The sequence below is a fragment of the Luteibacter aegosomatissinici genome (genome assembly GCF_023078495.1).
GTDB lineage: Bacteria > Pseudomonadota > Gammaproteobacteria > Xanthomonadales > Rhodanobacteraceae > Luteibacter > Luteibacter aegosomatissinici.
Genome location: NZ_CP095742.1, coordinates 4,767,900 through 4,792,210, shown reverse-complemented (window position 1 = coordinate 4,792,210; position 24,311 = coordinate 4,767,900). Strand labels below are relative to the sequence as shown.

21 protein-coding genes and 1 pseudogene are annotated in these 24,311 nt (G+C 65.3%); 6 read left to right on the top strand and 16 right to left on the bottom strand.

Annotated elements, in window-relative coordinates; genetic code table 11:
• Positions 1 to 4: 4 nt before the first annotated feature.
• Positions 5 to 1,579: a PAS domain-containing sensor histidine kinase gene (locus L2Y97_RS21440; protein ID WP_247430803.1), complete on the bottom strand. Its 1,575-nt coding sequence runs from the start codon at positions 1,577 to 1,579 to the stop codon at positions 5 to 7.
• A gap of 141 nt (positions 1,580 to 1,720) precedes the next feature.
• Between L2Y97_RS21440 and L2Y97_RS21435 the strand changes: the two genes are divergently transcribed.
• Positions 1,721 to 1,930, top strand: a complete 210-nt coding sequence (locus L2Y97_RS21435) for a dodecin (protein ID WP_247430800.1) — start codon at positions 1,721 to 1,723, stop codon at positions 1,928 to 1,930.
• A 21-nt stretch (positions 1,931 to 1,951) separates the two neighbouring features.
• Here the strand turns inward: L2Y97_RS21435 and L2Y97_RS21430 are convergent, their stop codons facing one another.
• Positions 1,952 to 2,782 carry a helix-turn-helix transcriptional regulator gene (locus tag L2Y97_RS21430; protein ID WP_247430797.1) on the bottom strand — a complete coding sequence of 277 codons (831 nt, stop codon included), beginning with the start codon at positions 2,780 to 2,782 and terminating at the stop codon, positions 1,952 to 1,954.
• A gap of 99 nt (positions 2,783 to 2,881) precedes the next feature.
• Between L2Y97_RS21430 and L2Y97_RS21425 the strand changes: the two genes are divergently transcribed.
• Positions 2,882 to 3,781: an SDR family oxidoreductase gene (locus tag L2Y97_RS21425; protein ID WP_247430795.1), complete on the top strand. Its 900-nt coding sequence runs from the start codon at positions 2,882 to 2,884 to the stop codon at positions 3,779 to 3,781.
• A 23-nt stretch (positions 3,782 to 3,804) separates the two neighbouring features.
• Here L2Y97_RS21425 and L2Y97_RS21420 read toward each other — a convergent pair whose 3' ends face one another.
• The 11 genes from L2Y97_RS21420 to L2Y97_RS21370 form a co-directional block, all read right to left on the bottom strand.
• The gene (locus L2Y97_RS21420; protein ID WP_247430792.1) at positions 3,805 to 5,229 is read right to left on the bottom strand and encodes a YncE family protein; all 1,425 of its coding nucleotides are present in this window, start codon (positions 5,227 to 5,229) and stop codon (positions 3,805 to 3,807) included.
• The gene (locus tag L2Y97_RS21415) at positions 5,226 to 5,639 is read right to left on the bottom strand and encodes a DUF305 domain-containing protein (protein WP_247430789.1); all 414 of its coding nucleotides are present in this window, start codon (positions 5,637 to 5,639) and stop codon (positions 5,226 to 5,228) included. The genes L2Y97_RS21420 and L2Y97_RS21415 overlap by 4 nt, the downstream gene beginning before the upstream one ends.
• A 104-nt stretch (positions 5,640 to 5,743) precedes the next feature.
• Complete coding sequence (locus tag L2Y97_RS21410) at positions 5,744 to 8,857, bottom strand: efflux RND transporter permease subunit (protein ID WP_247430786.1); 3,114 nt, start codon at positions 8,855 to 8,857, stop codon at positions 5,744 to 5,746.
• Positions 8,857 to 9,930 (bottom strand): efflux RND transporter periplasmic adaptor subunit, encoded by a 1,074-nt coding sequence (locus L2Y97_RS21405; RefSeq protein ID WP_247430784.1) that lies wholly within the window; start codon positions 9,928 to 9,930, stop codon positions 8,857 to 8,859. The genes L2Y97_RS21410 and L2Y97_RS21405 overlap by 1 nt, the downstream gene beginning before the upstream one ends.
• Positions 9,927 to 11,189: a TolC family protein gene (locus L2Y97_RS21400; RefSeq protein WP_247430781.1), complete on the bottom strand. Its 1,263-nt coding sequence runs from the start codon at positions 11,187 to 11,189 to the stop codon at positions 9,927 to 9,929. Before L2Y97_RS21400 ends, L2Y97_RS21405 begins: the two co-directional genes overlap by 4 nt.
• A gap of 68 nt (positions 11,190 to 11,257) precedes the next feature.
• On the bottom strand, positions 11,258 to 11,641 hold the full coding sequence (locus L2Y97_RS21395; protein WP_247430779.1) for a hypothetical protein: 384 nt from the start codon (positions 11,639 to 11,641) through the stop codon (positions 11,258 to 11,260).
• A 58-nt stretch (positions 11,642 to 11,699) separates the two neighbouring features.
• Positions 11,700 to 12,422 (bottom strand): SDR family oxidoreductase, encoded by a 723-nt coding sequence (locus L2Y97_RS21390; RefSeq protein ID WP_247430776.1) that lies wholly within the window; start codon positions 12,420 to 12,422, stop codon positions 11,700 to 11,702.
• A 124-nt stretch (positions 12,423 to 12,546) separates the two neighbouring features.
• Positions 12,547 to 12,768: a tautomerase family protein gene (locus tag L2Y97_RS21385; protein WP_247430773.1), complete on the bottom strand. Its 222-nt coding sequence runs from the start codon at positions 12,766 to 12,768 to the stop codon at positions 12,547 to 12,549.
• 108 nt (positions 12,769 to 12,876) lie between these two features.
• Positions 12,877 to 14,394 carry an OprO/OprP family phosphate-selective porin gene (locus tag L2Y97_RS21380; RefSeq protein WP_247430770.1) on the bottom strand — a complete coding sequence of 506 codons (1,518 nt, stop codon included), beginning with the start codon at positions 14,392 to 14,394 and terminating at the stop codon, positions 12,877 to 12,879.
• Between the two features lie 17 nt (positions 14,395 to 14,411).
• On the bottom strand, positions 14,412 to 15,440 hold the full coding sequence (locus L2Y97_RS21375) for an alpha/beta hydrolase (protein ID WP_247430767.1): 1,029 nt from the start codon (positions 15,438 to 15,440) through the stop codon (positions 14,412 to 14,414).
• Between the two features lie 2 nt (positions 15,441 to 15,442).
• The gene (locus tag L2Y97_RS21370) at positions 15,443 to 16,768 is read right to left on the bottom strand and encodes a dicarboxylate/amino acid:cation symporter (protein ID WP_247430764.1); all 1,326 of its coding nucleotides are present in this window, start codon (positions 16,766 to 16,768) and stop codon (positions 15,443 to 15,445) included.
• 114 nt (positions 16,769 to 16,882) lie between these two features.
• Between L2Y97_RS21370 and L2Y97_RS21365 the strand changes: the two genes are divergently transcribed.
• Positions 16,883 to 19,513 (top strand): hybrid sensor histidine kinase/response regulator, encoded by a 2,631-nt coding sequence (locus tag L2Y97_RS21365; RefSeq protein ID WP_247430762.1) that lies wholly within the window; start codon positions 16,883 to 16,885, stop codon positions 19,511 to 19,513.
• Here L2Y97_RS21365 and L2Y97_RS21360 read toward each other — a convergent pair.
• Both L2Y97_RS21360 and L2Y97_RS21355 read right to left on the bottom strand, forming a co-directional pair.
• Positions 19,510 to 20,163, bottom strand: coding sequence for a LuxR C-terminal-related transcriptional regulator (locus tag L2Y97_RS21360; RefSeq protein ID WP_247430759.1), 654 nt, complete (start codon positions 20,161 to 20,163; stop codon positions 19,510 to 19,512). The two genes, L2Y97_RS21365 and L2Y97_RS21360, sit on opposite strands and share 4 nt — an antisense overlap.
• A gap of 75 nt (positions 20,164 to 20,238) precedes the next feature.
• Positions 20,239 to 20,529 carry a hypothetical protein gene (locus L2Y97_RS21355; protein WP_247430756.1) on the bottom strand — a complete coding sequence of 97 codons (291 nt, stop codon included), beginning with the start codon at positions 20,527 to 20,529 and terminating at the stop codon, positions 20,239 to 20,241.
• 297 nt (positions 20,530 to 20,826) lie between these two features.
• On the opposite strand from L2Y97_RS21355, the gene L2Y97_RS21350 reads away from it, so the two are divergent.
• The 3 genes and pseudogenes from L2Y97_RS21350 (at position 20,827) to L2Y97_RS21345 (ending at position 23,276) form a co-directional block, all read left to right on the top strand.
• Positions 20,827 to 22,236: a DUF1254 domain-containing protein gene (locus L2Y97_RS21350; protein ID WP_247430753.1), complete on the top strand. Its 1,410-nt coding sequence runs from the start codon at positions 20,827 to 20,829 to the stop codon at positions 22,234 to 22,236.
• 70 nt (positions 22,237 to 22,306) lie between these two features.
• Positions 22,307 to 22,528: pseudogene (locus L2Y97_RS22595) on the top strand (hypothetical protein); the annotation flags it as partial.
• Between the two features lie 28 nt (positions 22,529 to 22,556).
• The gene (locus L2Y97_RS21345; RefSeq protein ID WP_247430751.1) at positions 22,557 to 23,276 is read left to right on the top strand and encodes a hypothetical protein; all 720 of its coding nucleotides are present in this window, start codon (positions 22,557 to 22,559) and stop codon (positions 23,274 to 23,276) included.
• Between the two features lie 47 nt (positions 23,277 to 23,323).
• Here L2Y97_RS21345 and L2Y97_RS21340 read toward each other — a convergent pair whose 3' ends face one another.
• Complete coding sequence (locus L2Y97_RS21340) at positions 23,324 to 24,301, bottom strand: TolB-like translocation protein (protein ID WP_247430749.1); 978 nt, start codon at positions 24,299 to 24,301, stop codon at positions 23,324 to 23,326.
• Between the last annotated feature and the right edge of the window lie 10 nt (positions 24,302 to 24,311).

Sequence of the window (24,311 nt, the reverse complement as noted above, 5' to 3'; positions counted from 1 at the left end):
CGGCTTACGCCATGGCTCGGGCGATCGCACGCGCCAGGTTATCGCGGTCGAACGGCTTGCCCAGGCGCTGCATGCCGGGGAAGGCTTCGTTGGCCATGTCGGCATAGCCCGTTGCCAGCACGATGGGCAGGCCCGGACGGGTAGTCAGTGCGGCGAGGGCGACATCGCCGCCGGTCAGGTGTGGCATCGCATAGTCGGTAAGCAACAGGTCGAAGCGTTCCTCACCACGCAGCAGCTCGATCGCCCGTTCACCCGAGGATGCGGCGGTGACCACGTGACCCATGTCCTCAAGCAACGCTTTCAGCGTCGAGAGCACAAGCACGTCGTCATCGACGGCGAGGATCCGCAGGGTCTCTGCGGCCTTCGTCGCGGCCATCGCGGTGGGCGGAGCGGCTGCGGCTGCCATCCTGGCATCGCTGGCGGTCACGACGGGCAGCCAGATGTCCGCGCGCGTCCCCACGCTTACCTGGCTACGCAGGACCAGCCGGCCCCTTGATTGCGCCGCGAGGCCGTGGACCATGGAAAGCCCCAGCCCGGTGCCCTTGCCCACGCCCTTGGTGGTGAAGAACGGATCCGCGGCACGGGACAGGGTGCGTTCGTCCATGCCGGGACCCTGGTCGATCACCGCCAGCCGCAGGTAGCTGCCCTCGGCCAGGCCCGGTACATCGCCGTGCGGCGCTTCGCTCATGTCCGCTTCGATCGAGATCCGGCCGCCTTCGTCGCCATAGGCGTCACGTGCATTGACGACCAGGTTGAGCAGGGCCAGTTCCAGCTGGTGCGGATCGACCATGACGCGATCCAGGCGGTAGGCAAAACGGGTGGCCAGCTTGAAACGCGCACCCAGCGTGCTGTCGATCAGCTCGGACATGCCGTGGACCAGTTCGACGACATCGACGGCGCGCGGTTGCAGTTCCTGCTTGCGCGCGAAAGCGAGCATGCGCTGGGAGAGGTTCTTGCCGCGATTGACGCCGGCCTGCGCCACGCCGATCAGGTTCTGTACGTGTTCGTCGGCGGGTACGTGGCGGCCCAACAGGTCGAGCGCGCTCTGGATAGCCATGAGCAGGTTATTGAAGTCGTGCGCCATGCCGCCGGTGAGCTGGCCGATGGCTTCCATCTTCTGCGACTGGAACAAGGCCTCGCGCGCTTCTTCCAGTTGCTGCGCGGCAAGGCGCTGCTCGGTGACGTCGCGGGTCACCTTGGCGAAACCCAGCAAGTGGCCCTCGTCATCGAGGATGCGGTCGATGATCACGTGTGCCCAGAAGCGGGTGCCGTCCTTGCGCACTCGCCAGCCCTCGGCTTCGGCGCGGCCCTCGTTCGCGGCGCGGCGCAGGTTGTTCTCCGGCTCGTGGCTGGCCTGGTCTTGCTCCGTGTAGAACTCACGGTAGTGGTGGCCGATGATCTCCGCAGGGGCATAGCCTTTGATGCGCTGGGCGCCGGAGTTCCAGCTCGCGACCAGGCCTTCCGGGCTGATCATGTAAATGGCGTAGTCGGCCACGCCATCCACCAACAGGCGGAACTGGGTGTCGCTCTGGCCCAGCGGCATGCCGCCGCCCGCGCTGCTGAGTTGTCCCTCGCCCATGGATCCCGCCCCCTGTAAACACCGCGCAGCATGGACCGGTGCGGCGCGCTTCGCCAGCCCCCCCCCGGGCGGGGGCTGGCCTCACGTCCTTACAACAACGCTTATCGGATCGTTGACGCCTCGTCCACAGAGGGTGGTGCCATGACCGACCACGTGTACAAGACCGTCGAGCTGACCGGCTCGTCCCCCGAAGGCACCGACGCGGCCGTTCGTTGCGCGATCGAACGGGCTTCCAAAACCATCCGGGATATCCGCTGGTTCAAGGTCACGGAAACCCGCGGTTATGTGGAGGATGGCAAGGTGGCCCACTGGCAGGTCACGCTGAAGGTGGGGTTCACCCTGGAAGAGTGATCCGGCCACTCGGCGGCCGACCTAGCCGCCCCGGCGCTCAACCAGCTTGCGCACGGCTTCGGTGGTTTCCGCCGTGCTCGGGTTGTAGATCATGAGCGTGAGGTCGGGCCGGCCCTCCACCGCAAACGTCGAGAACTCCAGTTCGATCGGGCCAAGCACGGGGTGATGCAGGCGCTTGAGGCCGTCGCCGTGGCTGGCGATGTCGTTGTTACGCCAAAGCGCCTCGAATTCCGGGCTGGTGCGTGAAAGCTCTTCGACCAGTTGCGTGATCTCGGCCGTGGCACCCGCGCGCGCGGCATCGGCGCGGAACGCGGCGACGACGAACTGCGCTACACGCAGCCAGTCCTCCTGTGCGGCACGCACGCGCTGGTCGGAAAACATCAGGCGCAGGATGTTCCGCTTTTCGCGCGGCAGCTTCGAGTAATCCGTCAGAAGGGCGGCAGCCGCAGCGTTCCATGCCACGACATCCCATGTCGCGGTGCGCAGGATCGCCGGGCTGGTGGGCAGGGCATCGAGTACACGCTGCAGGCGCGGGGTGATGCCTTCGGGCTGTTTGTAACGTGGCTCTGGTGCGTGCCCCAGCGCCAGGATGAACATGTGCTCGCGCTCAGGCTCGGTCAGCATCAGGCCGGTGGCAAGGCGGTTAAGCACCTCGGCCGAGGGCGCACCGCCGCGGCCCTGCTCCAGCCAGGTGTACCAGGTAGGGCTGATGTTGGCGCGCTGCGCGACCTCCTCGCGGCGCAGGCCTGGTGTGCGCCGGCGGCCGGCGGCAAAGCCGAACGTGGCCGGATCCAGGCGGGCGCGCCGGTCGCGGAGGAAGGTGCCGAGGTGGTTGCCAAGATCGATGGGCATGGCGAGGCAGGTGGTTCCTATACCATGATAACGTCACTACTTTAACATGGAAGAACGCGGGGCCAGACTGGGTTTCATCGAACCCACCGGAGACACCCCATGCGTATCTTCCTTACCGGCGCCACGGGCTTCATCGGCTCGCGCATCGTCCCGCAGCTGCTCGCCGCAGGGCACCAGGTGCTGGGCATGACCCGTTCCGAAAGCGGCGCGGCGTGGTTGCGAGCCAACGGCGCGGACGCTCATCGCGCCACGCTCGAGGATCTGGATAGCATCCGTGCTGGCGCCGCGAAGGCCGATGCGATCATCCACACCGCCTTCGATCACGACTTTTCGAACTTCGTGGCCAACTGCGAAAAGGACCGCCGCGTCATTGCCGCGCTCGGTTCGGTTCTGAAGGGCTCAAAGCGCCCGCTACTCATCACATCCGGTACCGGGTTGGGCCAGGCTAGCCACGGCGCCCTTGCGACGGAAGACGTTGCCAACTTCGAGCACCCCAATCCGCGCGTCGCATCGGAGTTGGAAGGCAAGGTGCAGCTCGATGCCGGCGTGAACGTTTCCGTGGTGCGCCTGCCGCAGGTGCACGACACGAAGAAGCAGGGCCTGATCACGCCGTTTATCGAGATCTCCCGCGAGAAGGGCCTCGTCGGCTACCTGGGTGACGGCGGCAATCGCTGGCCGGCGGCGCATGTTGATGATGTGGCGTTGCTGTACCGCCTTGCGGTGGAACGCGCCGAAGCGGGCGCGCGCTACAACGCGGTTGCCGAAGAAGGTGTACCGGTGCGCGAGATCGCTGAAGTGCTCGGTGTGGGTCTGGGCCTGCCCGTGAAGTCGCTCACGCCGGACGAAGCGCAGGCGCACTTTGGCTGGCTCGGCATGTTCGCGGGCCTCGACCTGAGTGCCTCGAGCAAGCTCACGCGTGAGCGGCTGAACTGGCACCCCGTCGGCCCGTTGCTGCTGGATGACCTGCGCAATATGGATTACGCCACCGCTACCGCCTGACCAATGAGCCAGCGCCCGTCGCGTTATGACGCCGGGCGCTGCAACACCTTGCCGGGTGCGCCGGTGGCCTCATCGGTGATGACCAGATACCGCCGTGCGCCGGATGTCGGCTTGTCCACCAACTGCCGGATCGGCCCAGACGCATTCACGATGGCGGCGCCGGCCGGGTTGGTCATGAAGCGGGCGAGCGGTTGCAGGTTGCTGCCGGTGGGCGAATCGGCCAGCGCGATGAAGTAAGCCTTCTTCGGCTCAAGGCCGGTCACCGCGGCTTGCAGCACCTGCACCAGGCCCTGGTCGAACAGGGTGACATGCGTGCGTTCGCCGCTGGCGTCGTTCAGTGTCAGCGAGTACGTGTTACCCGCGATGCCTAGTTGCGCGAGCGACTTGTCGGCCTGTGGCGAGGCGGCCGCGTTGGAGACGAAGGCGAGCGCCTGCGGTGCCTGGCCGATGGGGACAGTGGCAACCACCTTGTTCGTAGCGGTATCGATCACGGCCAGCTTGTCATCGTTCTCGAGCCCCACGTACACGCGCGACCCATCCGACGAGGGCCACACACCGTGCGGCATCGCGCCCACCGGGATGGTGGCGACGACCGAATAGTCACTGACGCGAAGCACCTTCACCTGGCTCAAGCCGCCGACCGTGACATAGGCGTACGGCACGCCCTTTACCGTCGCGAAGTTCACGTGGTTGGCGATCGGGCCCATGTCCATGGTCTTCAACACGGGAAAGGGCGGCAGCGCCGAAAAGGCCACCAGCTTGCCGGTGTCCTTCAGGGTGAACCACACCTGCTTGCCATCCGGCGTGACGGCGATGTTCGGGCAGAACGGGCTTGGCTGTTTCACCTCGCCCACTTGCTCGCGCGTGCCGACATCGATCACGACGGTGGCCGGATTGAACGACGAGCAGATGTACGCGTACTTCCCATCCGGGGAAAAGATGGTCATGCCCGGGCCGGCAGGTGTCTTTACCCGCGCCACTTCTTCGTACGTCTTCGCGTCGATGACGGCGACGTAATCCTCGCCGCGTACGGTTACCCATACGGCTGTGCCATCGGGCGTGAAGAACGCCTCGTGGGGCGAGCGGCCCACGTAGGTCGTGTGCTTGACCGTGTTGGTGGCGGTATCGATGAAGCTCACGCCGTTGGAGCCGATGGATACAATTGCCAGCGTCTTGCCATCGGGCGAGAAGCCCATGCCGTGGGTGAGCACCTGGCCTTTGTACAGCGGCGCGAAGTTCATGGGTTGGGGATCGCCCAGACGGATCACACCCAGCAGCTTGTTATCCACCGGGTCGGTCACCGATACCGTATTGGAAAACTGCTCGGCCGCGTACACACGATCGGCGTGGGTAATGGGCTTGTCGGGCTTGCCCCAGGGCGCTTGCTGGGCAAGCGACAGGATGGGTAGCAGGGCCAGCCCTACGGCGATAAGAGCGCGCGCTTTCATGGCGATTCCTTGACGCCGGCGGTGGGCGGGCGGGTGGTGACGGTGGTCGGGGCTGGCGCGGAGGGCGGCAATGGCTGGTTGAGCGCCAGCCGCATGGCCGCGATCTCCTGCTGCTGATCCACGATGATTTCCTGGGCGATACGGCGCAGGTGCTCGTCGCGGCCGTACTTCAGTTCGGCGATCGCCATATCGATGGCGCCCTGGTGGTGCGGCACCATCATGGCCACGAAATCGTGGTCGACATCGCCGGTAGGCGGCGCGTCCATGCCTTTCATCATCACGGCCATGGCCTGGTCCGATGCTGCGTGGAAGTTATCCGCAGGGCTGGGCGGCGCGGATGCGCGCAAGCCCGACGCCGCCAGGATGGCGGCAGAAAGCAGCGGAGCCGTGAGCCCCTTTGAGATCGACATGGCGGAACCGTCAGTAGTGAATGGCTGCCCGGGGCGACCGGGCAGCGCATTCTCCGCATGCCGAAGGGGGCATTACTTGCCGTGGATAGGAACGGCTTGTCGAATCATGTCTTATCGCTTCCCGCCTTCACGCGCCGCTGCTCCATCCAGTCGTAGAGCACCGGCAACAGCACCAGTGTGAGCAGGGTGGCGGTGATCAGCCCGCCGACCACCACCGTCGCCAGGGGGCGTTGGGTTTCTGCGCCCACACCCGTGGAGAGCAGCATGGGGACCAGGCCCAGGATCGCCACGCTCGCGGTCATCAGCACGGGGCGCAGGCGCAACGCCGTCCCGCGTAGCACCGCCTCGCGAACGGGCAGGCCGGCATGCCGCTGCTCGTTGAGGAAGCTCACCAGAACAATGCCGTTGAGCATGGCCACGCCGAATACCGCAATGAAGCCGATGGCCGAGGGTACCGAAAGATACTGTCCCGTGAGGAACAGGCCAACGATGCCACCGATGGTGGCGAACGGGACATTGGCCAGGATCAGTGCGGCATAGCGCATCGAGTTGAACGCGGTATAGAGCAGGATGAAGATCAGGAAGATTGTCGCGGGCACGATGATCGCCAGCCGGGCCAGCGCCCGCTGCTGGTTCTCGAAGGCGCCACCCCACTCGGTGTAGTAGCCGGCGGGGATCTTCACCTCACGCGCGATCGCCGCATTCGCCTCCTGGACGAAGCCATCGATATCGCGGCCGCGCACATCCATCTGGATGACGGCATAGCGCTGCAGCTGTTCGCGGCGGATGAATGAATAGCCCTCGGCGGTGGTGACCTTCGCCACCTGGCTCAACTGGACGAGGGCACCCGACGGCGTTCGCAGCGGAATGCGCTCGATCGCCTGCACGTTCGCCTTGCTGGCGTCATCCAGGCGAACGGCGATATCGAAGCGCTTCACGCCATCCAGCAGCGTTCCCACCGGCTCGCCGCCAATGCCGTTGCGTACGACCGTGAGCACATCATCGGCATTGAGGCCGTAACGCGCCAGGGCATCCCGGTCCACCTCGATGCGTACCTGCGGCTTTCCGATGTTCGCCTCCACGGCCAGGTCGGCCACGCCCGGCACACGACCAAGCGTTGCCTTCAGCTGCGCGCCGAGGCGGTCGAGTTCACCCAGGTCATTGCCATAGACCTTGAGCGCCAGGGTGGCGCGAACACCGGAGATCAACTCTTCGATTCGCATCTGGATCGGTTGTGTGTAGCTGACGACCGCCGTGGGCAGAAGCGCGGTCAACTCGCTTTGCATCGATGCCTCGAGCGTTTCCAGCGTTTCGCCATCACGCCACTGGTCCTTCGGCTTGAGTGGCGTGTACACCTCCATATAGTTCACATCAGCGGTCTCGCCCTTCTCGGCGCGGCCGATCATCGCCAGTGTCGTATCTACTTCAGGAAACTTCGCCTTGATCCGCTCGGCCACGCGCCGCGATACATCGATGGATTCCTCGAGCGAGGCGGAAGGAATAGAGGTGATGCGCCACATGATGGCGCCCTCGCGCAGGTTGGGCATGAACTCCTTGCCGAGGAAGGGGAACAGCGCCAGCGCGCCGATGAGCGATGTGGCGGCGATGATGATCACGCCGCGCCGGTGCGCGAGCGCCCAGCCCAGCAGTCGCGCATAGCCGCGTTTGAGGTAGGCCACCAGGCGGGTGTCCTTCTCCTCCTTCGGCTTCAGCACCATGGCCGCGAGCACCGGCACGAGGGTGAGCGACAGGAGCAGCGAGCCGCCCATTGCGAACGCGATGTTGAATGCCATTGGCTTGAACATCTTGCCTTCCAGCCCTTGCAGGCCGAACAACGGCAGGAACACGACGATGATGATCAGGATTGCAAAGGCGACGGGGTTGGCGACCTCACGCGCCGCGGCAAGCACCGCCGCGGTCCTGTCGACCGTTTCCCCATGGGCTCGCTTTTCCGCCATGAGCCGGAATGCGTTCTCCACGACCACCACGGCACCATCGACCATCATGCCGATGCCAATGGCCAGGCCTGCCAGCGACATCAGGTTGGCCGACAGGCCTACCTTCTCCATGCCGATGAAGGCGATCAGCATGGCCAGCGGCAGGGTGATGACCACGACCAGCGCGCTGCGCAGTTCGCCCAGGAACAGGAACAGCACCAGTGCAACCAGCACCGACCCTTCGATAAGCGCCCGCACGGCGGTGCCGACAGCGGCGTTGACCAGATCGGTACGCTCGTACACCGGCTTGACGACGGCGCCTTCGGGAAGCGCCTGCTTCACCGTCTCCAGCCGTGCCTTCACGGCATCCACGACATTGCGCGCGTTCTCGCCAATGCGGGCCAGTGCCTGGCCCATGACCACTTCCTTGCCATCGCGGGTCACGGCACCGGTGCGCGGTGCGCCCGCTTCGGTCACGGTCGCGACATCACGCACGTACACAGGGGTGCCGTCTTCCGTCTTGAGCACGATGTTGCCGATGTCGGCCGCCGTCTTCACCAGGCCTAGCCCGCGCACGAGGTACTGCTCGCGGCCCACATCGATGAAGTTGCCCCCGACCTGGGCGTTATTGGCCTCCAGCGCTTGCAGCACATCCTTGAAGCCGAGGTCGTGTGCGATCAGGCGCAGCGGATCCACGCGTATCTGGTACTGCTTTTCCTGGCCGCCCCATGACGTGACATCGTCCACGCCAGGCGCGGTGCGCAGGATCAGGCGCACGGTCCAGTCCTGCAGGCTGCGCAGGTCCATGTCGGATGGGCTGTCCTTCAGGGCTTTATCCCCGCGCTCCACGGTGTACCAGAACACCTGGCCAAGCCCGGAGGTGTTCGGCCCCATTTCGGGCTTGCCGTAGCCGGCGGGCAAGCGCTCGCCCACCTGCTGCAGGCGCTCGTTCACCAGTTGCCGGGCGAAGTAGATATCCATGGCATCGTCGAAGTAGACCGACACATACGACAACCCGAACAGGCTCACCGAGCGGATCTCCTGCACCTTCGGCAAGCCACCCAACGCGGATTCCACCGGGGTGGTCAGCAGCTGCTCCACGTCTTCCGCAGCGAGGCCCGGGGCCTCGGTGTAGACGTTCACCTGCACGGGTGTCACATCGGGGAAGGCGTCGATCGGCAGCGTGCGCGCAGCCTGGTAGCCAAACGCGGCCACCGCGGCGAAGGCAATCAGCACCAGTACCTTGTACTTGAGCGAGAGTTCAACGAGGCGCGCCAGCATCACTCCTCTCCCAGCTGCGAACGGAGCAGGCGCGCCTTCAGCGCGAACGCACCCCTACTCACGTACGGTGTGCCTTCACCCAGGCCGCGCTTGATCTCGGTCCAACCGTCGCGTGTTTCGCCTGCTTCCACCGATACCGGCTCGAACTGCCCCGGCTGTTCGCCACGTACGAAGACGGTGGGCTGGTTTTGCAGCAGCACGATGGCATCGGCGGGAACGGCCAGCTGGCGTGACTGACTCGCCACGTCGATGCGGCATTCCACCAGCTCGCCCTGGTGCAGGAGATCGCCTTCGTTGGGTACCTGTATGCGTACGTTGACCGTACGGGTCTTCTCGTCGGTCTGGTGCGAGCGCTGGATGACACTGCCCTTCAGCGTCTTGCCGTGCGCGGATACGGTGACGGCCGCACCGGCGCGTACCTGTTCGGCGATACTTGGGGCAAGGCGGGCTTCAACCCACACCGATGACTCCGCCACCAGCGTAAACAGCGTGCGGCCGGGCTCGATCCGCTCGCCGAGCATGAACTCATCCGTCGTGACACGCCCCGCCTGCGGCGCCAGGAGCTCGAAGCTGCCATCGGCGGCCGCAGAGCCCCGGCGTATGAGCTGGCCGATCTGCCCCTCGGAGAGGCCATACGCCTTGAGCTTCGCCCGAGCCTGGTCACGCTGCACCAGTGCCTCGTTGTAGCGGCGCGCGGACACCGCCTGGGGCCCCAGTGATGACACGCGCGCCCAGTCTTGGCTGGCGACGATGAGCTCGCCCTGCGTCTCGGCGACCTCCACGCTGGAGAGCACCACCAACGGCTGGCCGGCCTTCACGACATCGCCCAGCTTCGCCTTGCGAGCGACGACCTGTGAGGGCACGCGTGGCGAGACCAGCGCGGTGGCATACGCATCGGCGCGCACCTCGCCCGGCGCGCGCACCTGGTCGGTCAGGGTGCGCAGGCTCGCCGTCGCCAGCGTGATGCCTTCGGCCTTGATCGCTTTCGCGTCGAGAACGAGGGGGTTGGACTCTTCAGCAAACAGCGCGGGGGTAGCGCAAAGCAGCGCGGCGAAAAGAACGGTACGCATCATGGGGAAGTGTCCTTGTCGGTGCCATCGATCCATGCAGGCAAGCGGCCCGCCGCGGCGAGGTAGTCGAACCACGCCTGCCAGGCCTGGTTCTGGAGGGCGATGCCGGAGACGGCGGTATCGAGGCTTTGCTTCAACTGAAGCAGGTAGTCGGAGGTGGTGATCTCACTGGCTTGCCAGAGCTTTTCGAGCAGGCGCGCCCGCTCATCGAAGGCGCCAGCGCGGCCTTTGCCGAAGGTTTCGCTCGCGGTGCGCAGGGCGGTGTAGGTCGCCTGCGCCCTCACCAGCTGTGCATCGGTCCGCAGCGCGGCCGCGCGTGTCGATGCGTACGCGGCATCCGCTTCCGCGCGCGCAGCGCTCACGCTGTAACGCCCCGAATCGCGTACGGGCAGTGGCATGGACACACTCACCCCGATGACACGATCGGTACGCGGGCCGCTACGTACCTGGCCACCGGTGACGCTGATCGTGGGATCAGGACGGCGTGCCCGGTCGGCGACGGTCACCGCGGCATCGGCGCGGTCCTGTGCTGCGCGGGCGAGGAGCAGGTCGGGGCGTTCATCGGCCGACAGGGGGATGATGGTCGTCGCGGCGGGCGGAAGGTCTGTCGTTACGATCTGCGCATTCGCAGCGTTCGCAGCGTTCGGAGCGTTCGCGGTTCCGGTGATCGCTAGCGCCGCACGGGCGTCGGCTTCCTGCGTATCCAGCGACGCCTGCTGAACCAGCGCTTCGCCTAAGGCGAGCGCAGCCAGGTCGCGCTCCGGGCTGCTGATGTCGCCGGTCTTCAGGCGTTGCGCCGCCAGCGCATCGAAGGCCTGCATGAGTTCAACGCGACGGCGGCCCAGCGCAGCCTGATCATGGGCCAGGGCGACGCCGGTCCAGCCTTTCAACCAGTCCAGGGTGATATCGCGGCGCGCCAGCGCCAGCTCGGCGGTACGAGCCCGCACATCGGCATCGCTTTCCGCGATGCGCGCCTTGCGCTTGCCGGTGACATCCAGAGCGAGGCTCGCGCCCGCGGTGCGCCGGTCGACATCGGCGTTCTCGCCCTCCAGTTGCAGCGAGGGGTTGTAGAAGGGTTGCGCGGCGCCGCTCGCACGCTCGTGCGCGGCGCGCAGGTTGGCCTCGGCCGCCTGTACCTGCGGGTTGTCACGCCAAAGGGCTTCGACCGCGGCCTTTACCGGCGGCGGCGAAGGGCTCGCGGCGACGGAAGCCACGAGGAATACGCACACGGCGCCGAACGGCGCAGCACGCATGGGGAACATGGGGGTCTCTCCTGAAACACGGAAAATCCACGCCACGACGCAATGTCGTGGCGCGCCAGTTCACGTGATCAGGCGATAGGTGGGCGCAAGGGCGAAGGGCTGACGAGCGGCGCTGGTGAAGCAGGCAGATGCACGCTAAGCGCGGGCGGGATGGCGACAGCCGCGACGAACGGCGCGGTCGCGGGCAAGGTTACCGCGTGGGCGCAGGCGCAATGGCATCCGCCCACTTCGCCCAGCAGGCAGTCTTCGTCATCGGTGGCGGTGCTGGCGTGCGTCGTCACATCAGCTTGCGCGGTGGCCACCTGCGAAGCGGCAAGGGCAACGACCTTGGGGCCGTCGAGAACACACACGGTGGCCGCGGCCACCTTGAGCATAATCGCAGCGAACACAAGCAACCACGCCCCCTTATGGGAGCGCAGGCGCTGGAACAGGCTGGCGGTGCGAGCATGCATGGCCCAGAGCATAAGCAGCCCCGTGCGTGTTAGACAATTACGCACCGCCAGCGTGCGTTCAGAACGGCAGTTTGCCGATCGAAGCGCCGCCATCGACGAACAGCGTCTGGCCGGTCATGAACGAGGCCTCGTCACCGAGCAGGAACGCGATCGTCGCAGCGATTTCCTCAGGCTTGCCAAAGCGATTCATCGGCACCGAGGCCAGGTAGCGCTTCTCCCCTTCGCTACCTGGCGGGTTGTTCTCACGGAACAGCACGGTCTCGGTCGGACCGGGCGCCACCGAGTTCACGGTGATGCCCGTGCGCGCCAGTTCGAGTCCCCACGATCGCGTGAAGCTCACCATCGCACTTTTCGCGGCGGCATACGCGGTGCGCTCCACCATGCCAAGGATGGTGAGGCTGGAGATATTGATGATGCGGCCCCAGCCGCGCTCACGCATGCCGGGCAACAGCGCCTGCACCGCCTGGACGGTCGGGTGCAGGTTCACACGCAAGGTCAGGTCCAGTTCGTCGAGATCCACGTCGCCGATCCGCTGGGGGCGCACCAGGGCGACGTTGTTCACCACGCCATCGAAGTCATGGCGCGCAACTAACGCCTCCAGCCCTGCATCGGTCGCGGCGCGATCGGAAAGATCGATAGCCACCAGCTCGCCCGGGAAGGTGGGATCGTTCGCGTTCCGCGCGACCCCCACCACCCGGTGCCCCTGCGCCGCAAGCATGTCGGAAAGCGCACGGCCAATGCCCTTGCTGGCGCCCGTAATGAGGAAAGTACGAGTTTTCATGGTTCACCTTTGGTTCTTTGGCTCCACCCACGGCGGCAAAGGTGGGGACGGTAGTCCCCCAACAAAGGCAATGAAATCGAACAAAATGTTCGAAAATTTCGTACGTCCTTGCGGGCGCGGCGAGTTAGGGGCCGTGACGCGTTGTCAGGCCCATTTTCTCCATCGTCAGCACTTCATCCGCGCGCCCCCAACCGCCATCGGCGACTTCGTCAACAAGCACCATGCTGAAAGGGCGTACCCCCTCGCCGAAGTATTCGACGAACATGGCTGTCGTGCGGTGGATGATCTCTTCCTTCTGGGCGTGGTTGAGTACGCCCTGGGGCATTTTGAAGTTTGCGAAAGGCATAATGCAGGTTCCATCGAGTGGGAGTGCAGACATGCTGCACCTCCACCGCACCTGGATCATGCCCTCCGCTCAGCTAACTGCGTTCCACCCCGTGGAACAAAGGCTCGGTTAAAACACCACCTGCGCCCGCATCGATACGGTATTGCCCGCATCCGGCCCCTGGAAGCTGCCGACCTTGTTATCGGTGTTCCAGTGCACCCAGTTCAGCATCAGGCGGGACCAGTCGTTGAGGTACCAGTTCAGGCCAAGGGTGTAGCTCTTGCCCTTGCCGCCGCGCGGCGCATCGGCGTAGTCGTAGTGGTCGACGCGGCCAGCCAGTTCGAAGGCGCCCCAGCCGCCGGAGGTCACGGGGTTGGTCACCTTCACGGCCTTCCAGCTGCCCGATGTCCTGGAGAAGCCTGGCGCTTCGCCGGTGATCATCCAGCCGGCCGCGAACGAGGAGCCGTGCCGGCTCACCGAATCCGCCGTGCTGGAATCGATGGTGCGCTTGCCGTACTCGTTCATCATCCAGAAGTTTCGGTATACACCGCCGAGTTCGAAGCCCTTGCCGTGATCCTGGGTCGGGTTGGCGATAGAGCTGGCGGAGACCGCGAGGTTGTCGTTGTAATCCGCCGCAATGGCAGGCGTGTTGTTGATGCTGGTGACGCCGTCGCTGATCTTCTCGTAGTAGTACCAGGCACCCATGTGGATAAAGCCATCGGCACCCTTCAGCGGATTCCAGTGGGCGCGGGTGAGGTAGGTCGTGCTATCGGTATTCGTGCCCGAGGTTGAGCTGTTCGGCGCGTTGCCATTCACCGACAGGCTGACATGCCAGCCGTCACCATACATACGCATCTGACCACCCATGCCGAAGTAGCTCACCACCGGCTGGCCGACCGCGGTGGCCGCGTTGCGCAGCATGAACGGCACGCGTGCGGACTCGGACGAGCCTTCCGTGCCCAGGTCCTTGAGGAAATTGCCGAGGTAGAACTTGGTCCGGTTGCCGAACACCTGGGTCGTATAGGTCAGGTACGTCTGACGCAGCGCCACCTCGTTATCCGCGAAGTCCGCTTCGATGTGATACCCGAGCGCGCCGATCGTCCCTTCGCCACCAAGACGGGCGCTGGTGATCTGCGAGCCGGTGATGTTGCGTGTCTCATAACCCGAGCCCGAGGTCCGGCTGATGTCGTACAGCAGGCGGCCATCCGGTTTGAAGGTGAAGAAGCCATCGTCGCTGCGGAACACCGGGCCAGCCTCGCCGCCACGGCCCCAGCGCGCGCCCGATCCACCGGATGCCTTGCCCGAACCACGGGCCATGGCCACGGCCATCTCACTCTCGCGGGTATCGGCAATGGCATTGTCGACCTGCGCTTCGCGGCGGGCTGTCTCGTCGCTGACAGGCGTGGCGGCTGCGGCCGGCGTGCCGCTCGCCGTAGTGCCGGTAGCGGCGACTACGGGCGTTGCGCCGTTCCGTGCACCTTCCACGGCAGCGAGGCGTTGCTTCAGTTCATTGATCTCGGCCGACTGCGCCTTGATCAGCTTCAAGAGCTCCGCATTGGTTACTTCATGGGCGGCAAATGCCGGCGTGCAGGCACCGGCGAACAATACCGCGGCCAGCGCCGGGTACAGGCGGGACTTGATGGTCATGTTGGCGATCCCTGCGTTTAGTTGTCGTCGATACCGCCGGCATCGTCGTTCGACGCGGCAGGCGAGGCGGGGGTAACGGCGGGTGCGGCGAACGGCCCGGCATCCACGGCGTTGAAGAAGCCGGCGCGGCGCGCCCACGCGGCGAACAGGCGTGGCCAGGCGGAAGGTGCACTGCCCGGATCGCCCAGGCCCCAGCCATGGCCGCCCTTGTCGAAAACGTGCAGTTCGCTGTCGACACCACTACGGCGCAGCGCATCGAACATCACCAGGCTGTTGCCGATGTTGGCGATGGGATCGTCCGCGGCCTGGGCCAGGAACGTGGGCGGTGTGTCGTGTGTGACGTGCAGCTCCACCGAGTAGGCCTGCACCGCATCGCCCTGCGAGGACAGCTCGCGGAACGAGCGCGTCGTGTCGTAGGGCTTCTGCAGCGACACAACGGGGTAGATCAGCCCGGCGAAATCCGGGCGCGCCGACAACGTGTCACTCGCATCCACCGCGGGGTAGAACGCATCCGCGAAACGCGTCTCGGCAATGCCTGCCAGGTTGCCACCGGCGGAGAAGCCGATGACACCCACGCGTTTCGGATCAATACCCAGCTCCTGCGCGTGCGCACGCACCAGGCGCATGGCGCGTTGCGCATCCTGGAACGGCGCGGCGGCCGGCCAGCGATCAGCGGGCAGGCGGTAATAGAGCACCACGGGCGTTACACCCAGCGCAGCGAGCCAGCGTGCCGTCGGCATCACCTCATGGCCGATACCAATGCGGAAGTAGCCACCGCCACCAATGAGCAGGACGGCGGCTCCATTCGGGTTGGCGGGCTTGTACACCTCGATGCGCGGCCGGCTGATGTTGGATACCGCGCCCACGCCGGTGCCAGTCTGGCCGATGCGCTCGGGACCACTCGGGCCACCGCCGCCCGGCGGCGTGCCCGGCCACAGATCGTAGGTGATCGGTTTACTGGCAGGCGGCGCCGCCTGCGCGAATGTCGCGCTGGTGCTTGCCAACGCCACGGTAGCCGCGAGCAACGCGGTGCGAAGAAGCCTCATGGTTAGTCCCCCTGTGTTGCGATGATCGAAGGTGCGCGGTTGTCACCGGCGCGGTTGGACAAGGCCTGGTGCAGCGCATCGCGATCGAGCGCACCCTCCCAACGGGCGACCACGATGGTCGCCACGGCGTTGCCCACGAAATTGGTCAGCGAGCGGCATTCGCTCATGAAGCGGTCGACGCCAAGGATCAGCGCCATGCCGGCAACGGGCAGCGACGGCACCACCGACAGCGTGGCGGCGAGCGTCACGAAGCCCGCACCCGTCACACCGGCGGCGCCCTTCGAGCTCACCATGGCCACCAGTAGCAGCGCCACCTGTTCGCCGAGCGTGAGCGGTGTATTGGTCGCCTGGGCGATAAACAGCGCGGCCAGCGTCATGTAGATGTTCGTACCATCCAGGTTGAACGAGTACCCGGTGGGCACCACCAGGCCGACGACGGACTTGTCGCAGCCTGCACGCTCCATCTTTTCCATGAGCGAGGGTAGGGCCGCCTCTGACGATGACGTGCCCAGCACCAGCAGGAGCTCGGCCTTCAGGTAGCGCAGCAGCTGGAAGATGGAGAAGCCGGTAAGCCGTGCCACCGTGCCAAGGATCACGATGACGAACAGCAGCGCGGTCACGTAGAACGTCGCGACCAGGTACATCAGGTTCGACAGCGAGCCGATGCCGTATCGGCCGATGGTGAAGGCGATGGCGCCGAACGCGCCGATCGGGGCGGCCTTCATCAGGATGTGGACCAGCTTGAACACGGGTGCGGTCAGCGCCTCGAAAAAGGCAATGACCGGCTTCGAGCGCTCGCCCGCCAGCGTGAGCGAAATACCAAACAGCACAGCGAACAGCAGCACCTGCAGGATATTGCCCGAGGTGAACGCGCCAAACACGGTATCCGGGATGATATCCAGCAGGAAATGCGTGAGCGTCATGTCGTGCGCCTTCGAGGCGTACGTCGCAATCTCCTTGGTGGAGAGTGTGGCCGCATCGATATTCAGGCCCGCGCCCGGCTGCACCACATTGGCCACGACCATGCCGACGATGAGCGCCAGGGTGGAGAACACCAGGAAATACACCATGGCCTTCAGCACCACGCGGCCCACGGCGTTCAGGTGCGGCATGCCAGCGATGCCGGTCACCACGGTGAGGAAGATCACCGGCGCGATCACCATCTTCACCAGCTTGATGAACGCGTCGCCCAGCGGCTTCATCTGCTCCGCGAACCCGGGCCAGAAGTGGCCGAGGATCGCGCCCAGGGCGATCGCCACCAGCACCTGCACATAGGTCTGGTGGTAGAAGGGGACGGGGGCGGCGGGGGTGGTGTTCTGCACGAGCATGGCGGGCGGCGGCTTACAGCATGGGGTGTGGCTTTGTAGCCCGCACGGCGCCAAAGCCCCATAGCACATTCCGGCTAGGTGCCCGCCCGCTGTGCGACCATGCCCGCCAAGAACATGGCCAGAACCCGCTCCCCACGCGCCCTGTGGCTCCTGCTTCTCCTGCTGTTGGTGGCGGGCAGCGCGGCGCTGGGCGGGTGGATGGCGTGGCGACGGGCCTTAGGGGCGATCGGCGACCAGGCCGGCGAGCGCCTGAACCTGCATGCCCTGGCGGTGCAGCGCCTGATCGACCGTTACCGTGTGTTGCCCCGGGTACTGGCCCTGGATCCGGAGCTGAAGGCGGCCCTGGAAGGTGCGCCGGGTGCGGCCGATACCGCGGCGCTCAACGCCAAGCTGGATCGCGCCAACGATGCCGTGCGTGCCTCGACGCTCACCTTGCTCGACCGGCACGGCAAGGCCCTGGCCGCGAACAACTGGAACACCCCGGAGAGCAACGTGGGCCTGGACTACGCGTTCCGGCCGTACTTCCGTGATGCCATGCGCGATGGCTATGCCACGTTCTATGCGCTGGGTGTCTCCACCAATGTGCCGGGCTACTTCATTGCCCAGGCCGTGGATGATGGCGCCGGGCAGCGCATAGGCGTCGTGGTGCTGAAGATTTCGCTGGATGCGCTGCAGGAAGACTGGGCGCCGGGCGGCGATGTCGTCTTCCTGTCCGATGCGCACAACGTGGTGTTCCTGGCCAACCGGCCCGAGTGGATCTACCGCGTGCTGTTCCCGCTTGCGCCTGCCGATGCCGCGGCCATTGCCGCGACCCGCCAGTACGGCACACGTCCGCTGCAGCCCGTGCTCTGGAAGGTGCTGGCACCACAAGGGGCCGATACCTTGCGCGTGCGCATGACCTCGCCTGCGCTCGCGCACGACACCATGTGGCGCTCCCTGCCCATGCCACGCCAGGCCTGGACACTGCATCTGCTGGCCGATACGCGCCCGGCGGTCGCCGCCGCGCGCAACGCGGTGTTTGGCGTCCTCGCGGGGTGGCTGCCGGTGCTGCTGCTGGGCATGTTCATGCAACAGCGCGTGCGCATGGCGCGCCTGCGCCAGCGCAGCCGCGAGGAGCTTGAACGCATGGTGGCGCATCACGCGTCGGCGCTGCGTTCGGCGCAGGACAGCGTCGTGGCCGCTGCGCACGAAGCGGCGCAAAGCGGACACGGCAATCTTGAACACCTGCCGCAAGGCGTGAGCGTGGTCGATGCCGACCTGCGTCTCGTGGCGTGGAACTCGCGCTATCAGCAGATCTTCGGCTTCCCCGACGAGTACATGCGGGTAGGGCGGCCCATCGAGGACATGTTCCGCTTTAACGCCCGCAAGGGCCTGCTCGGCCCCGGCGATACCGAGGAAGCGATCGAGCGGCGCCTGCAATACCTGCGTGCCGGTAGCCCGCACATGTACGAGCGCGAGCGCCCGGATGGCACGACGCTGGAGATTCGTGGCAACCCGCTGCCCGGCGGCGGCTTCGTCACCAGCTATGCGGATATCACGGCATATAAGGCTACCGCTCGCGAACTGCGTGGTCTCGCCTCGTCGCTGGAGCGGCGGGTCGAAGAACGCACGCGCGACCTCATCGCGGCCAAGGCCGAAGCTGACAAAGCCAATCGCTCGAAGACGCGCTTCGTCGCCGCCGCCGTGCACGATCTGCTTCAACCATTGAACGCGGCGCGCGTATTCGCGGGCAGCCTGGCGGCCGGCAAACTCGACAAGGAAGGCCACGAGCTGGTCGAGCGTGTGCGCAGTGCGCTAGATACGCAGGATGAGTTGCTGGCCAGCCTGCTCGATATTTCGCGCCTGGAGGGTGGTGCCGTGGCGCCACGCTTCGCGAGCGTGCCCCTGGATCCCCTGTTACGCGAACTCGCCCGGCAATCGGCCGTCCTCGCATCGACGCGTGGCCTCGCGTTGCACTACGTGCGCACGCGCCTTGCCGTGCGCAGTGATCCACTGCTGTTGCGCCGCGTACTGCAAAACTTCCTCAGCAACGCCATTCATTACACGCCGCGTGGCCGCGTGCTCGTTGGTGTACGGCGCACGGCAGATATGGCGCGTATCGAAGTCTGGGATACCGGCGTCGGCATTCCCGAGGCGAAGACGCGCGCCATCTTCGATGAGTTCCTGCGCCTGGATAACGGTGTAGACCGTGACCGGCGTAGCGCGGGGCTCGGTCTGTCGATCGTGGATCGTATCGCGCGGCTACTCGGTGCCACGGTGGCGGTGCGTTCGTGGGAGGGGCAGGGCAGCGTGTTTTCCATCGCGCTACCGCTAGCGGACACCAGCGAGACGCTGCCGCAACAGAACACACCGGCCGAAGATGAATCGCCCTTCGCGGGTAAAAGGGTTCTCGTCATCGATAACGACCCGCTGACACGACGCCAGGCCATGGACCTGCTGCTGGGATGGGGCTGTGACGTTACCGGGGTCGGCAGTGAGCGCGGGGCACTGCGTTACGCCGAGACCGATGAGGCCCCAGCGCTAATCCTGATGGATGACCCGTTGGATGGCCGCGAAGGTGATGCGTTGCGCGAGGGGCTTGCCTCGCGCTGGGGCCGACTTCCGCCCACGGTGCTCATGGCAGCCGCGCCGCGCCAGGCGGATATCGAACGCGCCACCATGCAGGGGCTTCGCTACCTGGTAAAGCCCCTGGCACCGGCTCGCCTGCGCGCGGTCATGACGCGCCTGCTGATGGTCGCCGGTTAGCCCGGGTGCGAACCCTCGACCCCTTCATCCAGGTCAAGCGACTTCACCAACACAGCCGCCTGGGTGCGCGAGCGACATTCCAGCTTCGATAGCACCGCCGTCACGTGGATCTTCACCGTGTTCTCGGCCAGGCCCAGTTCGCTGGCGATCTGCTTGTTGAGCAGGCCCTCGGCCAGCAGCATCAGGACGCGGAATTGCTGAGGGGTGAGGCTGGCCAGGCGGGCGGCCAGCCTGGCATCTTCCTCGCTGCGTTCGGCGCGCGCGCCGATGAAGGCGGTGCCACCGGCCATCACGGTTTCGACGGCCTCGCGTAGTACTTCAGGCGGTGCGGATTTCGAAACGAACCCGGCCGCACCGAACTGCTGCGCGCGGCGCACATTGCGTGGGTGATCGTTGGAGGACACCACCAGCACGGGAATATCCGGGTGCTCGCCGCGCAGCCACAGCAAGGACGAGAAACCCATCGCGCCGGGCATCGTGAGGTCGAGGAGGACGAGGTCTACCGCTTCGCCACGGGCCAGCACGGCCTCCATGGCGCTGTGGCTGCCGGCTTCCAGTGCGCGGCCATCGGCCAGCAGCGCGCCAAGCGCGTGCAGCATGGCCCCGCGGAACATGGGGTGGTCATCGGCGATCAGGAGCGAGAGGGGCATGCCGTGCAGTGTAGCGGCGCCCCTGCGCGAGGGGAAAACCGGTGCCGCACCCTGCTTGCGGCACCGGTGTCGAGCTTACTTGGCCTCGGGGACGAGGTTCGCGAGCTTGCCCTTCTTGTCGAACTCGCAACTGAAGTTCTTTTTGCCATCCATGCCGGCATCGGCCACGCCGGCAATGGAATAGCCGGAATCGGCGGCCTGGATCGGCTGCAGCTGGATGTAATCGTTCTTCACATCGAACTTCTTGGCGGCCGCGTCAAGGCACTTGGTCGTGAGCTTGCCCGGATCGGGGCGATCCGACGCGAAAGCCTGCGAAGCCATGACAAAGCCGAGCGAAGCGGCCAGGAGGAGGGCGGAATGGCGCATGGGGTTTATCTCCGTACAAGGCACGAGGCCGGGTTCACTGCCTTTTCGAGTCTGCCTTTTAATTCCTTGCGGCTGGATGAATAGCCCTGGCGCCGAAAGCCTGCCGTTCAGCGAAGCCGGGGCCGCCTCCGTCGGCCGGTATCAGCCGCGCGCAAGACTGGCCCTTGCGGCCCGCCACCGTAGCTTTACGGACACGGTCCCTGCAGAAATACGATTCCCCGCGCCACGGGCACCCCGGAGGATGGAGCGTCACCAGCGGCCGCTGCCGGTCGCCTCACCACCTGCCGGGGCAAACCCATGATCACTCCCGCCGATAGCACCGAACGCGAACCGCTTGGCGGCCAGCCACCTCCTGGGTCCAAGCCCTCAGTCACCGATTTCGACGCGCAGATCAAATACCACCGGGCCTTCGAGGCGGTGTTATGGAACATGCCGGCGATCGCCATTTATGCATTCCGTCGCGCGGCCTTCGATACGCTGGGAATGAAAGACAACGACATCATTGTCTATTCGGCGCCGGCGACCCCCAGGCTCGAGGCAATCACCGCCAATTCCACCACACCGTACATTGCCGCCTATACCGATCTGCGGCGCGGGCCCGTCGTGCTTGCCGTACCCGCCGCGGGTGCCGATGGCAGCCTGTATGGGCAGGTGGTCGACGCGTGGCAGTTCACGATCGCCGATGTGGGTCCGGCGGGGCTCGATAAGGGAAAGGGTGGGAGGTACCTGTTCACGCCCCCGGGGTACGCGGATCCCATTCCACCGGGCTACATACACGTTCCCTCGCCCAATTTCCGCATCGCGTTCGCCTTCCGCTCAGTGCCTGCACCCGGAAAGACGACCACGGATGCCTACCACTATGCCCAGGGACTACGAATGCACTACCTGGCGGAAGACGCAAACCCGCCGAAACAGCGTTTCGTCGATCCGATCGACCAGCGCTATCCCACCCTGCCGCATTACGACGAACATCATTTCCATGACATGTACGAGGTCATGAGCGTAGAGCCGGTCCGCGAGCACGACAAGGTCATGATGGGCATGCTGGCGTCACTTGGTATCGAGAAAGGCAAGCCCTTTCATCCCGACCAGGCGACCACGGCCATTCTTCGCCAGGCCGCCATCGATGCCTGGTACTACCTGCAATACTGGTACGACACGCAGGCGTTGAAGAAAGCCTTTTGGGAGGATCGCCACTACGTTGCGCTGCTGCAGGCGGATGCGAACAAGCGCTTCAGCTTCATCTACGACGATCATATTGCGCTGATCGACCGGGCCGCCGAATACTTCTGGTGTACCTACATGCCCAAGGTGCTGGCGGATGTTCCCGCCACGCAATACCTGATGGCCATGGCCGACAAGAACGGCAAGTTGCTGGAGGCGGGCAAGCTATACAAGGTGGATGTGCCCAGGGATATGCCGGTCAAGCAGTTCTGGGCAATGACAGTGTATGACCGCGCAACCTTTGCCTTCATTTACACCGAGACGGGCCGCACTACGTTGTCGTCGTACGACCTGGACAAGATGACGAAGAATGCCGACGGTGGCGTGACGCTTTATATCGGGCCGGAGGCGCCGTCCGGCCTTGAGCAGAACTGGATTCCCACCCGAGGGAAACGACCGCTTCCGGCCATGCGCCTGTATGGCACCACCGAGGCACTGAACAACCGAACGTTCAAGATGCCCGATTTCGAAGAGGTGACGTAGCTGTCGCCACGGGGAGGTTTCCGCTTAACCCTCGGCAACACGTAATTTCTTGCCGTGGTCAACATGACACATGTACCTTGAAGCCGTTCCGGTATCCCCCCAAAGTCGTAGGCAATCGCCACGTACGACGCCAAGGTACCCGGAACCCACCATGCAAAAGCTGCTGTTCTCCCTGATCCTGCTGGTCGCCGCCTCGGTGGCCAGCGCCGCCGATTCGCCGAAGGATGTGCAGGCCTTGATCGCCAGGGGGGACTACTCCGGGGCGGAAGCCGCTTTGCGCCAGGCCGTCGCCGACCATCCCCAAAGCGCCAAGGCACACTATGTGCTGGCCGAAGTACTTGCCCACGTATGTGCTGGCCGAAGTACTTGCCCACGAAGGCAACATCGGCGAAGCCAAGGCCGAGGCCAACAAGGCCGCCGTGCTCGACCCGGGTACGCACTTCACCGACCCGGCCAAGTTTCAGTCGTTCCAGCAGAAGCTGGACCAGGCCCTGGCACCGCCGTCGGCTAGCCGTAACACCAGCAGCCCCGTGCGCTACGCGGAAGCGCGCCCCGCCGGTGCCCGTGAAAGCGGCGGTGGCATCGGCATCGGCGGCATCGTGCTGATCGTCGTCGTGATCGGCGGCATCGCTTTCCTGTGGTCGCGCCGCCGCCGTGTGGTCGATGCTCCATTCGGTGGCTACGGCGCCGTACCGCCCTCGCCGCCGGGTTCGCCGTACGGCGGTGCGCCGGGTGGCTACCCGGGCTACGCCCCGCCGCCGTCCTCAGGCATGGGCTCGACCATTGCCGCCGGTGTAGGTGGCCTGGCTGCTGGCGTGCTGCTCGATGAAGCGCTGCGTTCGCACAACCAGAACGAAAACAACAACGTCGGCGGCTGGGGTAGCGGCGGCAACAACGGCGGCGATGTGCAGCGTGATCCGTCTGGCGATGCGTACAACGACCTGCGCGACGATCCCATCGACATGGGTAACAACGACGGCTCGTGGGATGACAGCAGCTCGTCGTCCGATAGCGGGTCGTTTGACGACAACCAGTGGTGAGCCACCGGTTCTGCTGGGATCAGTTAGCGCGCAGCGTCATGCCTGGATCACTGCGCGATCCCATGTGACCTCAACACCTCCGAGATATCGAACCGCCACAGGTTGCGTGAACCATTCAACGCGGAGGCGAGGCGATGCTGGAGCGTGAGCAGGGTGTCGCGCACCTTGGGGTACTGCGGTGCGTCGGAGCGGCTGCTTGAGAGATACAGCTCGCCGAAGGCGCGTCCGGGGGTGGGCGCGTTCTCCAGCCCGGGGCTGTTGATATCGCCGGGCAGGTGTTCGGGCTTGCTCCACTTGCCATCCGGGCCGCGGAAGCTGATGTAGATATCCGCGCTACCCAGTGAATCCGGACCGCTGCCCGCGAACACGATGTAACGCTCCTGCGGATCCACGCCAGGGTCCATGCGGTTCTGGTCGGCATCGCCCAGGTCCAGCCGCTCCGGCGTGGCATAGCCATTCGCCGTGCGGCGGGCGACGTACACCTGGTAGAACTTCCCGGAATCCGGGCGGTGTGCGGAGAAGTAGATATTCCCGTTCGCCGCGATCGATGGGTTGTAGACCTGGTTGCCATCGTTCATCGCACCGTCGACGTGGACGGGCTCGCCCCAGTTACCGTTTGCCTGCTGCTCCACATACCACAGGTTCGTACCCGGATAGCGTTGGCCCATCATTTCAACGGTAAGGGATTCACCACCTGGTGTGACCGGGCGATTGGAAACGAAGTAGAGCCGCTTACCGTCCGGCGACATGGCCGGCTCGGAGTCATGCCATTGGCCCGAGAACGAGGCGACCTCCGGCACGGACCACTGGCTGCCCTTCAAGTACGAGACGAGGATGGTGTCATCCTTTTCGGAGAAGTCCGAGCGCATGAAGTACACCGTGTGGCCATCCGGGCTGAAGGCGGAGGAGGTCTCCTGCAGGCCAGTGGAGATCACGCCCGGGGCGAATAGCTCCCCCGCGCTCACTGGCGCGGTGATGCCGGCCAGGGCGAAGCAGATGGAAAGGATGATCGAGTTCGTACGCATGGGTGGAAAG

What these genes read in the sequence shown, in the direction of transcription:
- L2Y97_RS21440 (WP_247430803.1), bottom strand. Translation starts at nt 1,579, where the DNA reads ATGGGCGAGGGACAACTCAGCAGCGCGGGCGGCGGCATGCCGCTGGGC.
- L2Y97_RS21435 (WP_247430800.1), top strand. Translation starts at nt 1,721, where the DNA reads ATGACCGACCACGTGTACAAGACCGTCGAGCTGACCGGCTCGTCCCCC.
- L2Y97_RS21430 (WP_247430797.1), bottom strand. Translation starts at nt 2,782, where the DNA reads ATGCCCATCGATCTTGGCAACCACCTCGGCACCTTCCTCCGCGACCGG.
- L2Y97_RS21425 (WP_247430795.1), top strand. Translation starts at nt 2,882, where the DNA reads ATGCGTATCTTCCTTACCGGCGCCACGGGCTTCATCGGCTCGCGCATC.
- L2Y97_RS21420 (WP_247430792.1), bottom strand. Translation starts at nt 5,229, where the DNA reads ATGAAAGCGCGCGCTCTTATCGCCGTAGGGCTGGCCCTGCTACCCATC.
- L2Y97_RS21415 (WP_247430789.1), bottom strand. Translation starts at nt 5,639, where the DNA reads ATGTCGATCTCAAAGGGGCTCACGGCTCCGCTGCTTTCTGCCGCCATC.
- L2Y97_RS21410 (WP_247430786.1), bottom strand. Translation starts at nt 8,857, where the DNA reads ATGCTGGCGCGCCTCGTTGAACTCTCGCTCAAGTACAAGGTACTGGTG.
- L2Y97_RS21405 (WP_247430784.1), bottom strand. Translation starts at nt 9,930, where the DNA reads ATGATGCGTACCGTTCTTTTCGCCGCGCTGCTTTGCGCTACCCCCGCG.
- L2Y97_RS21400 (WP_247430781.1), bottom strand. Translation starts at nt 11,189, where the DNA reads ATGTTCCCCATGCGTGCTGCGCCGTTCGGCGCCGTGTGCGTATTCCTC.
- L2Y97_RS21395 (WP_247430779.1), bottom strand. Translation starts at nt 11,641, where the DNA reads ATGCATGCTCGCACCGCCAGCCTGTTCCAGCGCCTGCGCTCCCATAAG.
- L2Y97_RS21390 (WP_247430776.1), bottom strand. Translation starts at nt 12,422, where the DNA reads ATGAAAACTCGTACTTTCCTCATTACGGGCGCCAGCAAGGGCATTGGC.
- L2Y97_RS21385 (WP_247430773.1), bottom strand. Translation starts at nt 12,768, where the DNA reads ATGCCTTTCGCAAACTTCAAAATGCCCCAGGGCGTACTCAACCACGCC.
- L2Y97_RS21380 (WP_247430770.1), bottom strand. Translation starts at nt 14,394, where the DNA reads ATGACCATCAAGTCCCGCCTGTACCCGGCGCTGGCCGCGGTATTGTTC.
- L2Y97_RS21375 (WP_247430767.1), bottom strand. Translation starts at nt 15,440, where the DNA reads ATGAGGCTTCTTCGCACCGCGTTGCTCGCGGCTACCGTGGCGTTGGCA.
- L2Y97_RS21370 (WP_247430764.1), bottom strand. Translation starts at nt 16,768, where the DNA reads ATGCTCGTGCAGAACACCACCCCCGCCGCCCCCGTCCCCTTCTACCAC.
- L2Y97_RS21365 (WP_247430762.1), top strand. Translation starts at nt 16,883, where the DNA reads ATGGCCAGAACCCGCTCCCCACGCGCCCTGTGGCTCCTGCTTCTCCTG.
- L2Y97_RS21360 (WP_247430759.1), bottom strand. Translation starts at nt 20,163, where the DNA reads ATGCCCCTCTCGCTCCTGATCGCCGATGACCACCCCATGTTCCGCGGG.
- L2Y97_RS21355 (WP_247430756.1), bottom strand. Translation starts at nt 20,529, where the DNA reads ATGCGCCATTCCGCCCTCCTCCTGGCCGCTTCGCTCGGCTTTGTCATG.
- L2Y97_RS21350 (WP_247430753.1), top strand. Translation starts at nt 20,827, where the DNA reads ATGATCACTCCCGCCGATAGCACCGAACGCGAACCGCTTGGCGGCCAG.
- L2Y97_RS21345 (WP_247430751.1), top strand. Translation starts at nt 22,557, where the DNA reads ATGTGCTGGCCGAAGTACTTGCCCACGTATGTGCTGGCCGAAGTACTT.
- L2Y97_RS21340 (WP_247430749.1), bottom strand. Translation starts at nt 24,301, where the DNA reads ATGCGTACGAACTCGATCATCCTTTCCATCTGCTTCGCCCTGGCCGGC.